The organism is Desulfosarcina cetonica JCM 12296, assembly GCF_001311845.1.
GTDB classification, from domain to species: domain Bacteria; phylum Desulfobacterota; class Desulfobacteria; order Desulfobacterales; family Desulfosarcinaceae; genus Desulfosarcina; species Desulfosarcina cetonica.
Genome location: NZ_BBCC01000045.1, coordinates 1 through 12310 on the forward strand (window position 1 = coordinate 1; position 12310 = coordinate 12310).

General features: G+C 57.6%; 10 protein-coding genes and 3 pseudogenes. 6 read left to right on the forward strand and 7 right to left on the reverse strand.

Annotation, left to right across the window (positions count from 1 at the left end):
* The 7 genes and pseudogenes from JCM12296_RS12325 to JCM12296_RS12350 form a co-directional block, all read right to left on the reverse strand.
* A partial coding sequence (locus tag JCM12296_RS12325) for a pyruvate carboxylase subunit B (protein ID WP_054693265.1) occupies positions 1-1706 on the reverse strand: 1706 nt, incomplete at its 3' end.
* A gap of 64 nt (positions 1707-1770) precedes the next feature.
* Positions 1771-1980, reverse strand: coding sequence for a hypothetical protein (locus tag JCM12296_RS12330; protein ID WP_054693268.1), 210 nt, complete (start codon positions 1978-1980; stop codon positions 1771-1773).
* A 44-nt stretch (positions 1981-2024) separates the two neighbouring features.
* A complete protein-coding gene (locus JCM12296_RS12335; protein ID WP_054693271.1) occupies positions 2025-3578 on the reverse strand; it encodes an acyl-CoA carboxylase subunit beta in 1554 nt (517 codons plus the stop codon).
* A gap of 167 nt (positions 3579-3745) precedes the next feature.
* Entirely contained in the window at positions 3746-4738 is a 993-nt protein-coding gene (gene meaB / locus JCM12296_RS12340) for a methylmalonyl Co-A mutase-associated GTPase MeaB (protein ID WP_281491993.1), read from the reverse strand.
* Between the two features lie 110 nt (positions 4739-4848).
* Positions 4849-5382: a cobalamin-dependent protein gene (locus tag JCM12296_RS51385; RefSeq protein WP_479690861.1), complete on the reverse strand. Its 534-nt coding sequence runs from the start codon at positions 5380-5382 to the stop codon at positions 4849-4851.
* A 21-nt stretch (positions 5383-5403) separates the two neighbouring features.
* Positions 5404-6983: pseudogene (scpA, locus tag JCM12296_RS50435) on the reverse strand (methylmalonyl-CoA mutase); the annotation flags it as partial.
* Between the two features lie 45 nt (positions 6984-7028).
* Positions 7029-7622 carry a TetR/AcrR family transcriptional regulator gene (locus tag JCM12296_RS12350; protein WP_054693274.1) on the reverse strand — a complete coding sequence of 198 codons (594 nt, stop codon included), beginning with the start codon at positions 7620-7622 and terminating at the stop codon, positions 7029-7031.
* Between the two features lie 476 nt (positions 7623-8098).
* On the opposite strand from JCM12296_RS12350, the gene queA reads away from it, so the two are divergent.
* The 6 genes and pseudogenes from queA to JCM12296_RS12375 all read left to right on the forward strand — a co-directional run bounded on the left by queA (position 8099) and on the right by JCM12296_RS12375 (position 12156).
* Entirely contained in the window at positions 8099-9160 is a 1062-nt protein-coding gene (queA, locus tag JCM12296_RS12355; RefSeq protein ID WP_054693277.1) for a tRNA preQ1(34) S-adenosylmethionine ribosyltransferase-isomerase QueA, read from the forward strand.
* A 66-nt stretch (positions 9161-9226) separates the two neighbouring features.
* Positions 9227-9583, forward strand: a pseudogene (locus JCM12296_RS44335) (four helix bundle protein).
* Positions 9584-9626: 43 nt separating this feature from the next.
* Positions 9627-10750, forward strand: a pseudogene (tgt, locus tag JCM12296_RS12365) (tRNA guanosine(34) transglycosylase Tgt).
* A 108-nt stretch (positions 10751-10858) separates the two neighbouring features.
* Positions 10859-11257, forward strand: coding sequence for a hypothetical protein (locus JCM12296_RS41750; protein ID WP_218188060.1), 399 nt, complete (start codon positions 10859-10861; stop codon positions 11255-11257).
* Positions 11245-11838, forward strand: coding sequence for a HEAT repeat domain-containing protein (locus JCM12296_RS41755; RefSeq protein ID WP_218188061.1), 594 nt, complete (start codon positions 11245-11247; stop codon positions 11836-11838). The genes JCM12296_RS41750 and JCM12296_RS41755 overlap by 13 nt, the downstream gene beginning before the upstream one ends.
* A gap of 99 nt (positions 11839-11937) precedes the next feature.
* The gene (locus tag JCM12296_RS12375) at positions 11938-12156 is read left to right on the forward strand and encodes a NifU family protein (RefSeq protein WP_054693280.1); all 219 of its coding nucleotides are present in this window, start codon (positions 11938-11940) and stop codon (positions 12154-12156) included.
* Positions 12157-12310: the final 154 nt, after the last annotated feature.

Sequence of the window (12310 nt, forward strand, 5' to 3'; positions counted from 1 at the left end):
GCCGCGACCGGTGCGGCCGGGATGCCACCGGCCAGCTGGATCTGCTGGGCGTAGCGGATGATCGGGCTGCCGCCGACTTCGTCCACGCCGACCTCGAAGTACTCGTTGTCGACGAAGACGTTGAAGGTGCGCAGGTTTTCACCCTTGGCCGGTGCATCCTTCTTCTTCTCGATGAGTTCGCCGGCAAGGGCTTTCTTCACCAGGGCCTCGCGTTTCTTCACATCTTCCAGGGTGATGGCCTTGACCGAGGCCGGCGCATCTTCCTTGCCGTACTTCCACTGCAGGAACTTCTTGCCGGTGACGGGGAACATGGCGTAGAGCACCAGGTCGTCCGTGTCCACGGCCAGATCGCCGATTTCGGCTTTGGCCTTTTCCATCTCGGGTTCGAGCACCTCGGCCGGTCGGCAGGTGATGGGCTCTTCACCGCGTTCGTAACCCATCAGGGCTTTCTTCTGCACCTCGGGATCGATGGGCACGGCGGTCTTGCCATACAGGCCGTAGCACAGATCCTTGACCTGGGCGGTAATCATCTTGTAGCGCTCATCCGGCGTATCGAAGAGCACGTTGTTGACCGTCTGGATACCCACGATCTGGCTGGTGGGGGTGACCAGCGGGATCTGGCCGAGTTCCTTGCGCACCCGCGGCAACTCCTTGTAGACTTCGCCGATCTTGTCCAGGGCGTCCATCTCGCGCAGCTGGTTGACCAGGTTGGAGAGCATGCCGCCCGGGGTCTGGTGCAAAAGGACGTTGATGTCGATCACCGACACCTTGGAGTCGTCGAGAAGGTGCTTGTACTTGGGCATGACCTCTTTCTCGAAGATCTCGTTGATCTGGGCCAGCAGTCTGATGTCAAAGCCCGTGTCGCGGTTGGTGCCCAAAAGGGCCATGACCAAGGGCTCCACGGCGGCGTGGGAGGTGCGATAGGCGTAGGGGGTCATGCACGTATCGATGATGTCCACGCCGGCCTCGATGGCCTTGAGATGACTCATGGGGCTCATGCCGGAAGTAAAGTGGCTGTGCAGGTGAATGGGTGCCTTGACCGCGGCCTTGAGGGCCTTGACCAGATCATAGGCGTCGTAGGGGGCGATCAGGCCGGCCATGTCCTTGACGCAGATGCTGTCGGCGCCCATGGCCTCCAGTTCCTTGGCCTTATTGACATAATAGTCCAGATTGTACACTTCGCCGCCCAGGCGCGGTTCGGTCATGGTGTAGCAGATGCAGCCCTGAAAGTGCTTGCCGTACGCCTTGATCTTGGGAACGACGGTCTGGAAATTGCGGTAGTCGTTGAGGGCGTCGAAGGTCCGAAAGATATCCATGCCGTTCTCGCAGGCACGATCCATGAACGCATTGGCCACGTCATCGGCGTAGTTGCGATAGCCCACCAGGTTCTGGGCGCGCAGCAGCATGGAGAAAGGGGTTTTCTTGAAGTAGCGCTTCAGGGTGCGGATGCGTTCCCAGGGATCCTCGTTGAGAAAACGGTGCATGGTGTCGAAGGTGGCACCCCCCCAGGTTTCCACGGCCCAGTAGCCCACCTGGTCCATCAACTCGGCCACGGGGATCATGTCCTCGGTGCGCCCGCGGGTGGCAAAGAGGCTCTGGTGGCCGTCGCGGAGGCTCAGATCCATGATCTTCACCGGGTTTTCCGCCGTCGGCCGGTTCACATCGTAGTTCATTGCGGTCATTTTGACTTGATCGTGATCACTCATCGTATGGGTCTCCTCTAAAATTGGATGTTGAATGCCTGATTATCGTTCCACCATCGTCCCGGCACTAGCGCAGGCGGTTGAAGGTTTTCATTTGCATGAGATTGCGCATCTGCATCATGCCTTGGCGACCGGCCAGGGCCCACAGATTGCCCTGATCAAAACGCCGTGGCGCCGGGCGTTCGGGCGGCGGCGTGAGAATCGCCTCTTCTTCGGTCTGGATATAAGCCGAGACCGCCGCCAGGGCGGCAGCCAGTTTTTTTTCGTTCGCTTCCATAAATTTTCACCTTTGTGCTTCGGTTGACGGGGCGCGGACCGCTTCTACATGGGGATATTGCCGTGTTTTTTCGGCGGCCGCAGTTCCCGTTTGCTGCACATGATTTCCAGAGCGTCGATGAGGCGCATGCGGGTTTCGGCCGGTTCGATGATGGCGTCGATGTAGCCCCGCTGGGCCGCGCAGTAGGGATTAGAGAAGAGTTCCTCGTATTCTTTGATTTTCTCGGCACGTTTGGCCTTGGGATCGGCGGCTTCCTTGATCTCCTTGCGATGAATGATATTGGCGGCACCGGCAGCGCCCATGACGGCGATCTCGGCGGTGGGCCAGGCAAAGGCCATGTCGGCGCCCAGATCCTTGGAGCACATGGCCAAATAGGAGCCGCCATAGTCCTTGCGGGTGACCAGGAGCAGCTTGGGCACGGTGGCCTCGCTGTAACACCACAGCAGCTTGGCCCCGTGGCGGATGATGCCGCCCCATTCCTGCTGGCTGCCGGGCAGGTAGCCGGGAACGTCGGCAATGGTCAACAGCGGGATGTTGAAGGCATCGCAGAACCGAATGAAGCGCGTGGCCTTGTCCGAGGCGTTGATGTCCAGGCAACCGGCCATGACCATGGGCTGGTTGGCGATAATGCCCACGCTACGTCCGTTGAGGCGGGCAAAGGCGGTCAGGATGTTGGTGGCGAAATACTGGTGGGGTTCGAAGTACTCGCCATTGTCAACGATGGCTTTGATGACATCCCGTACGTCGTAGGACTGGTTGGGGCTGTCCGGAATGATGTCGTTGAGGGCGTCCTCGATGCGCATGGGGTCGTCGCCCGTGTCCACCACCGGCGGCTCTTCCATGTTGTTGGCCGGCAGGTAGGAGAGCAGGCACTTGATCTGCTCGATGGCGTCTTCGTCGTTTTCGCAGGCGAACTGAGCCACGCCGCTTTTCTCGTTGTGGGTCATGGCGCCGCCCAGGCTCTCGAAATCGATCTCCTCACCGGTGACCGACTTGATGACTTCCGGGCCGGTGATGAACATGTAACTGGTATTCTTGACCATGAAGATAAAATCGGTCATGGCCGGGGAGTAGACCGCGCCGCCGGCCGTGGGGCCCATGATTGCCGAAATCTGGGGAATCACGCCCGAGGCCACGGAATTGCGGTAGAAAATCTGGCCGTAGCCGGAAAGGGCGTCCACGCCCTCCTGGATGCGGGCACCGCCCGAATCGTTGATGCCGATAAAAGGCACGCCGGCCTTGAGGGCCATGTCCATGACCTTGCAGATTTTCTTGGCCTGCATCTCGCCGAGGCTGCCTGCCCGGGCGGTAAAGTCCTGGGCGTAGGCAAACACCGGGCGGCCGTTGACCAGGCCGTGGCCGGTGACCACACCGTCCGAGGGAATGTCCACCGCCGCCATGCCGAAATTGACGCAACGGTGCTGAACGAACATGTCGATTTCTCGAAATGTCCCCGCGTCAAACAATTTGTCGAGACGTTCGCGGGCGGTCAGCTTGCTCCCTTCCTTCTGCTTGGCGACCAGCTTGTCCCCGCCCATCTCAAGGATGCGTGCTTCGCGCGCCTTGAGATCCTGAATTTTTTCCTTCACAATACCCATGTCACATTCCTTTCACCTAAAGTACAGAACTTTTTGACTAGCCGACAGAGAATGGGATGCGCCATCCACCAGTCGTCCGCGAGTTAAGTATAAATATTAAAGACAATATGTTATACAGTTTTTGAAGAATGGACCGTACCTGAAGATAAATTCCTACCCTTATCGACTCAACGGGCGTTGTCAAGCAAAAAAAGAAGCTTTTCCGCACCGGCTGTGGGGGACTGTTCTCCCCGTTCAACAGCGGCCCGAACTCCCTTCAATTGGGAGCGGATCGCCGGATTGCTGAAAAAGCGCTCCTTGAGTCCGTCTTCAATACGGGACCACATCCAGGCAACGGCTTGGTGGCGACGTTTTTGGTCCAGTTCGCCGGTTGCCGAAAGACGCCGACGATGGTCGTTGACGGTTTCCCACAGCTGGTCCACCCCGTTTGTGGTCAGGGCGCTGCAGGTCAAGACCGGCGGTGACCAGGTGGGCGATGCCGGGTTCAGCAGGTGAAGGGCCATCGCATAGGACCGGCGTGCCTTTTCGGCCTTCTCCACGTTGTCGCCGTCGGCTTTGTTGATGGCCACGGCGTCGGCCAGTTCCAAGACACCTTTCTTAATGCCTTGGAGCTCGTCGCCGGCGCCGGCCAGCATCAGTACCAGAAAGAAATCGACCATGGAGGCCACGGTGGTTTCCGATTGTCCCACCCCCACGGTTTCCACGATGACCACATCGAAGCCGGCGGCTTCGCAGACCAAAAGAGTCTCACGGGTCATGCGGGCCACGCCACCCAGGGTCCCGCCGGACGGTGACGGACGGATAAAGGCCTGGGGGGCAACCGAGAGCCGCTCCATGCGGGTCTTGTCGGCCATGACACTGCCGCCGCTGCGGGTGCTGGACGGGTCGACGGCCAGGACGGCCACCTTCAGACCCTTTTCCACCAGCATCATGCCGAAACTCTCGATAAAGGTGCTTTTCCCGACACCGGGGACGCCGGTAATGCCCAAGCGGACCGCTTTTCCGGTCAGTGGGAGCAGTTCGTCCACAACGGTGTGGGCCAGTTGACGGTGCGCGGGGTGTGCGCTTTCGATCAGCGTGATGGTCTTGGCCAGGATGCGGCGGTTGCCCGAGCGAACACCATCGACGTAGAATTGGGGCTCTTTTTCACCCATGAGCATTCGTGACTTTCCTATCGCGCATTGAAGCTGCGTCGCTTGCGTATCCGGTCTGCCTCCGCGGTCCCGCTCGATGGGCCAGGCGGGACCGCGGAGGCATCAGGGGTTGAGAATCAGGCGGCTTTGCGGCTTTCCAGGGCGTTGAGGACCTTGTTGGCCGATTCGGTGATGGCCGTTCCGGGTCCGAAGACACCCACGGCACCGGCCTTGTAAAGGAAGTCGTAGTCGCCCGGCGGGATCACGCCGCCGACGATCACCAGGATATCCTCACCACCGGCCGCCTTGAGCGATTTGACCAGTTGGGGCACCAGGGCCTTGTGGCCGGCGGCCAGGCTGGAGGCGCCGACCAGGTGGACATCGTTTTCAACGGCCATCTTGGCGGCTTCCTCGGGGGTCTGGAACATGGGGCTGATATCCACATCGAAGCCCAGATCGGCAAAGGCGGTGGCGACCACCTTGATACCCCGGTCATGGCCGTCCTGCCCCATCTTGGTCAGCAGAATGCGCGGCCGGCGGCCTTCCTTTTCCATGAAGGTGTCGGTTCGCTTGCGAATGGCCGCGATCACGGCCTGGTCGGAATACTCCGATGCGTAGATGCCGGAGATGCACTGGGTGGTGGCCACGAACCGGCCGAAGACTTTTTCCATGGCGTCGGATACCTCTCCCACGGTGGCCCGGGCACGGATGGCCTCAATGCTGGCCGCCAGAAGGTTGCCGCCCTTTTCGGCGGCCTCGGTGACGCCGGCAAGCGCGTTTTGCGTCTTGGCCTCGTCACGCTCGGCCTTGAGTTTCTTGAGCATGCTGATCTGTTCGTCACGCACCTGCTCCGAAACTTCCAGGACATCCATGGGCGTCGCCTCGTCGATCTTGTATTTGTTGACGCCGACGATCACGTCCAATCCCTGGTCGATGCGGGCCTGCTTGCGGGCCGCCGATTCCTCGACGCGCATCTTGGGCATGCCGGTTTCGATGGCCTTGGCCATCCCGCCCAGTTCCTCCACCTCGTTGATGATCTTGCGGGCTTCCTGGATGATGCCGTTGGTGAGGGCTTCAATATAATAGGAACCACCCAACGGATCGATCACATGACAGATTTGGGACTCTTCTTGGATGAGGATCTGGGTGTTGCGGGCGATGCGCGCCGAGAAATCGGTGGGCAGGCCCACGGCCTCGTCGAAGGAGTTGGTGTGCAGGCTCTGGGTGCCGCCCAGGGCCGCGGCCAGCGCCTCGAGGGTGGTGCGGATGATGTTGTTGTAGGGGTCCTGCTCGGTGAGGCTCCAGCCGGAGGTTTGCACATGGGTGCGCAGCATGGAGGATTTGGGGTTTTTCGGGTTGAACGGCTTGAGCAGGTCATGCCACAGGAAGCGGGCCGCCCGCAACATGGCGATTTCCATGAAAAAGTTCATGCCCACACCGAAGAAGAAGGAGAGGCGCGGGGCGAAGGCGTCAATATCCAGGCCGGCTTGATGGCGGCGCGGACATATTCCAGGCCGTCGGCCAGGGTGAAGGCGGTCTGCAGCACGCTGTTGGCGCCGGCTTCCATCATGTGGTAGCCGCTGATACTCACCGTGTTGAACTTGGGCATGTGCTCGGAGCAGTAGGCGATGATGTCCGAAACGATCCGCATGGACGGCTCGGGCGGGTAGATGTAGGTGTTGCGCGTCAGGTATTCCTTGAGAATATCGTTCTGGATCGTGCCGGTGAGTTGTTCCTGTTTGACGCCCTGCTCCTCGGCGGCCACGATGTAGCCGGCCAGGATGGGCAGAACGGCACCGTTCATGGTCATGGAGACACTCATCTTGTCCAGCGGAATCTGATCGAACAACACCTTCATGTCTTCGATGGAATCGATGGCCACGCCGGCCTTGCCGACATCGCCCATGACCCGTGGGTGGTCCGAATCATATCCCCGATGGGTGGCCAGGTCGAAGGCCACGGAAAGACCCTTCTGGCCGGCGGCCAGGTTGCGACGGTAGAAGGCGTTGGACTCCTTGGCGGTGGAAAAACCGGCATATTGACGGATGGTCCACGGGCGTCCGGCATACATGGTGGCCATGGGACCGCGCACATAAGGCGCCATGCCCGGCAGGGTATTCACGTGGGGCATGCCGGCCACGTCTTCCGCCGTATACAACGGTTTTACCTGAATGCCTTCGGGGGTCTCCCAATTAAGTTCTTCGAGGGGTTTTCCCCGGAGTTGCTTGGTGGCCAAATCGTTCCATTTTTGTAAATCGGGATGTACGGACATGGTATGCTCCTTTTACTAAAACAATTAATCGATTGCCTGGTTCCCTCATTTCAGATCGGGATTGGCGATGGCGCGCCAGATCATCTGAAACAGGGTGTTGGCCTGATCGGTCAAGTGGCCTTGCTGGCCCCTGGAAATCCACATCGTAAAGGCGCGCTGGACGGTACCCAACATGAAGTCCAGCAGCACGCCGGCCCGGACGTTGGGGTTGAGGATGCCCTCTTTCTGGCCATTGCGCATCACCTCCAGATACATGTTGATCATTTTCTTCTGCTTGAACGTTTCGTCGGCCATCCAGGTTTTCATGGGCAGGGTCATGAAAATGATTCGGCCCAGTCCCTGATTGCGTTCATAGTAGTCCAGCTGCAGCCAGAGCACCTTGCGCATCTTCTCCTTGAGATCTTCGATACCCTGGAGATGATCGTAGATCCGGTCGGTCAATTTGCCCAGCCAGACATCCACGAAGGCAAAAACCAAGCGCTCCTTGGAACCGTAATGTTTGTAGATGGTCGAAAAACTGACGCCGGCGCGGTTGGCCACGTCACGGATATTGGCTTTATGGAAGTCGGAATGGGAAAAGATATCTAAGACGGCCTGTTCCAGCCGTTGGTAAACCTCGTGCTTAAGTGGCGCTAACATTGTTATCGTTGATCCCATATTTGTGGCGGTCAAGACTTGCTGTTTATATTAACAAGCTGTAATAATACAAAAAAATAACGCGCCGAATTCGCTGGAATGCACCAATAATACTTACGAATAATGATGTTTTTGAGAAGGATACTTAATTAATATATTGTTATTATTTTAAATAGCTATTAAATTGGGCGTACTGTTAAAACAAAGCGTAACAATGTTATGGATTTTTAATTAAAAGGTCTGGCAAACCTTTGTCAAGAAAAATAAAATAATTATCAGCCAGTAATTGAATGATAATTTGAGTGTGGCTGCCGGCCATCGACGCAGGCGAGGCTTGAACCCGATGCGGAAGCTGCGTATAGTGCCGGCAAATGTCTTCGGCGGGAAACGGCCCTGGCTTCCCGCCGGGGAATGGACAAGCCCCAAACCTTGAACCCAACCGAGTCGCATAACGATGCCTCGGAAGACCGGATAAGGTCATGTACGCCTTAAACGATTACGATTATCATCTGCCGGAAACCCTGATCGCCCAAACGCCGGCAGGCCAGCGGGACGCGTCGCGCCTTTTGCATCTGTCCCGGCACGGCGGGGCGATCGTCCACCGGCAGTTCCATGATTTGGCCCAATTGCTCATGCCTTCGGATCTTTTGGTGGTCAACGACACGCGCGTGGTACCGGGACGCCTGCATGGACACAAGGAGACCGGCGGCAAGGCCGAACTCTTAATTCTCGATTACGGCACCTCCGGAGCGACCGAAACCGGCAACGGCCAGCGCGTTTATCACTGCCTGATCAAAGCCTCCAAGCAGGCCGCCGCCGGCACCCGCATTCATTTTGCCGAAGGGTTGGTGGCTGAGGTTCGCGACTTTGTGGACGGTATTTACACCGTGGCCTTCTTTGCGCCCGGATCCTTTGACGCGCTGCTCGGCCGCATCGGTCGCATGCCCCTGCCGCCTTACATTAAACGCGATGCCGACCAGCCGGATGACACCGACCGCGCACGCTACCAAACCGTGTATGCCCGCCACCAGGGGGCCATTGCCGCGCCGACCGCCGGCCTGCATTTCACCGGGGAGATCCTTGATGCCCTGCGCCGGAAAGGGGTGACCACCGCGGCCGTAACCCTGCATGTGGGCTATGGCACCTTCGTGCCGGTACGCGTGGAGGATATCCGCCGGCACCGCATGCATGATGAGTGGTATTCCATTTCCGCAGAGACAGCCGCTCAGGTCAACCAGGCCAAGACCGAGGGACGCCGGGTGGTGGCCGTGGGGACCACCAGCGTGCGTACCCTGGAGTATGCCGCGCGGAAAGACGGCCGGGTTCCGTCGGGAAGCGGTCGTTGCGACTTGTTTATTTATCCGGGCTATCGCTTTCGGATCGTCGACGCCATGATCACCAATTTCCATCTTCCCAAATCGACCCTGCTGATGCTGGTCTCGGCCTTTGCCGGCCGGGAAACCATGTTACACGCCTATCACGAAGCCGTGCGCGAGCGGTATCGCTTCTTCAGTTATGGGGATGCGATGTTGATAGAATAAAGAAGTGTTAAGTTTTCAGTGTTAAGTGATTAAGCTGGCGGATGATATCGATTATAGAGGCTTGAAATGGCATATGTGTCATTTGAAGAGTTGGCGGTATGGAAACGGTCTTGCCGATTGGCCGTTGAAATTTGTTCATTGGTGCGAGATTCCAGGGAATTCGCTTTAAGGGATCAGATGAGCCGAGCGGCCATATCCATCGCCAGTAATATCGCTGAGGGTGCAGAACGTTGATCCAGCGCGGAGTTCATTCGGTTCTTGAACATTGCCAAAGGCTCTGCGGCGGAGTTGCGGACCCAGCTATACATTGCTGCAAAGTTAGGATCCATTCTTTCGGAAGATAAGGTGGCCGCGTTGATTGCAGAGGTGAAAGAGATCTCCAGCATGCTGCAAGGGCTGGCTAATTCTCAAAAAAATAAATAGACACAATCCTTCCCTTAACACTTTACACTTAAAACTTAACACTATGTCCACTTTTCAACTGATAACACAGTCCGAATGCGCCCGGGCCGGAGCATTTAACACCCCCCACGGCACCATCCAAACCCCGGTTTTCATGCCCGTCGGCACCCAGGCGACGGTCAAGGCCTTGAGCCCCGAGGAAGTCGAAGCCACCGGGGCCCAGATTATCCTGGGCAACACCTACCACCTCTACCTGCGGCCCGGTACCGAGATCATCGGCCGGTTTGGCGGCCTGCATCGCTTCATGCACTGGGAGCATCCCATCCTGACCGACAGCGGCGGGTTCCAGGTCTTTTCCCTGGCCAAGCTGCGCAAGCTCACCGAAGCGGGGTACCAGTTTCAATCCCACATTGACGGATCCGCGCACATGCTTTCACCGGAAAAATCCATCGAGGTGCAGATTGCCCTCAATTCGGACATCATCATGTGTCTGGACCAATGCCTCGAACATCCGGCCACGCGCGAGCAGGCCATTGACGCGCTTGAGCTGACCACCCGCTGGGCCCGGCGCTGCAAAACTTTTTGGGAGACCCATACGGAGCGGCAGAACAGCCTTTTCGGCATTGTTCAGGGCGGCATGTTCGCCGATCTGCGAGAGCGTTCGGCCGAGGCGATCGTGGCCATCGATTTTCCCGCTACGCCATCGGTGGCTTGAGCGTCGGCGAGCCCAAGGAATTAATGATGGAGATGGCCGCCCATACCCTGCCGCTGTTGCCGGCGGATAGGCCGCGCTACATCATGGGCGTGGGAACGCCAGAGGATTTAGTGGAACTGGTCGGCCTGGGGGCCGACATGTTCGATTGCGTCATGCCCACGCGCAATGCCCGCAACGGGCAGCTCTTCACCGAGCAGGGCACGATCAACATCTGCAACGCCCGCTTCCGGGAGGACGCGGGGCCGGTGGATCCGGCCTGCGACTGCTACACCTGCCGCCATTACAGCCTGGCCTACCTGAGGCATCTGTATACGGCCCGGGAGATTTTGGCCTATCGGCTCAATACCATCCATAACGTGCACTATTACGTGAACCTGGTCAAAGGCATGCGTGAGGCGATTCTGGCCGGACGGTTTGCCGATTATAAAAATGCCTTTTATGCAAAACGTGGGGATGCATCCCCTGCGTTTTAACCGTCGTGCAGGACAAAATGGGCATCCGTTCCATCACGTTGCGTGAACGGCTTCACGGTGTGGAAAAAAATTCGATGCCGGATCGTAACCTTGGAGAATGCGGTTAACATGCCCCCAAAAAGCAACGCGATCAGAGAACGGATCAAAGAATTTCATTCAGACTGTGCCAACGCCGATCCTGTGAAGATCCAAGCGACGGTTAAAAAAGCACTTAACGACCGTAACTGCTTGATGGTCAAACACGCTGCGGAGCGCTGTGAAGAACGCCTGATCTATGATTTAGAAGCAGACCTACTCAAGGCCTATCAACGGTTTCTCAAAAATCCTGTCAAGAATGACCCTAACTGTACTGCCAAGGGCGCTATTGTACGTGCCTGGTTGCATTGGACAGTCAGGCGGTCGATTTTTTCATTGCCGGATTACATTACCATCAGTGTGAACCGGTATGGGGGGGATCCGAGGACACCGCCGTCGATCTGCGGGCTAACTGTGCCATGGGTCTGGTGAATACATCGTACCACAGGGCGTTGATTGAAATCGTGGCGCTGCTTCACGATCATAATCCACATGTTCGCAAAGGGGCGGTGCGTGCAATCGCCCTGACGCAACCATTGGCGGCAGAGGCGGTTTTACGTTCCAAGGCCATCGCAGGAGATTCCGAGCCTGACGTTACCGGTGAGGTTCTGAGTGCTTTATTAAAGATTTCTCCACAGGCGTCTCAGGCGTTCGTATCACGTTTTCTTGACTGCCCAGGTGATCCAAACCTGCGCCAAGCGGTTGCTGTTGCCATTGGTGCGTCAAGGCTCGATGAGGCGTTGGAAATACTGCGTTCATGCTGGAATAATGAGCCCTTTAAGCGAACGCAGGACAATGCGCTATTGCTTGGGGCCATACTGCATCGCAGTGAAAATGCCTTTGCCTGGTTGCTTGAGGTGATCGCCGAGGAGGATCGGGCAAGCGCCCGGTTTGTCGTCGAAGAACTCGCCATCTATCGCGCTGACAAAAAACTGAGTGAACGGGTAAAAGCAGCGCTTGCCGAACGCAATGATGCTGCTTTGACAGATCTATATAACGAGATCTGGCGCTAACCAATTTATTGGCGGAGGCGTTTGACCGCTTGTCAGAAGCGTTCTATAGTACGAGGTACATATTTTTGTAATGCCAACCTAAAAAAGGGGAAGCCATCCATGAAAGAAAAAGTTGAAGCGGCAATCGATAAAATCAGGCCCATGCTGCAGGCCGACGGCGGTGATGTGGAACTGATCAGTGTGGAGAACGGTATCGTCAAGGTTCGCCTTCAAGGTGCCTGCGCGGGGTGCCCCATGTCCCAGATGACCCTCAAAAACGGCATCGAGCGGGTGCTCAAGCAGCAGATTCCCGAAATCAAGGCCGTCGAATCGGTCTGATTTCTTCTCCGACCCGCCATCGGGTTTCGAAAAGCCCGTATGGCTGCAACCCCGCCGATATCGGGCTTTTCACAATTCCGTCACGGTTGATGGCCCAATCCCGTTTTTTGGGGTCGCCCGCCATTCGTATCGCCGTCGGCCGTCGTCCGCGCCG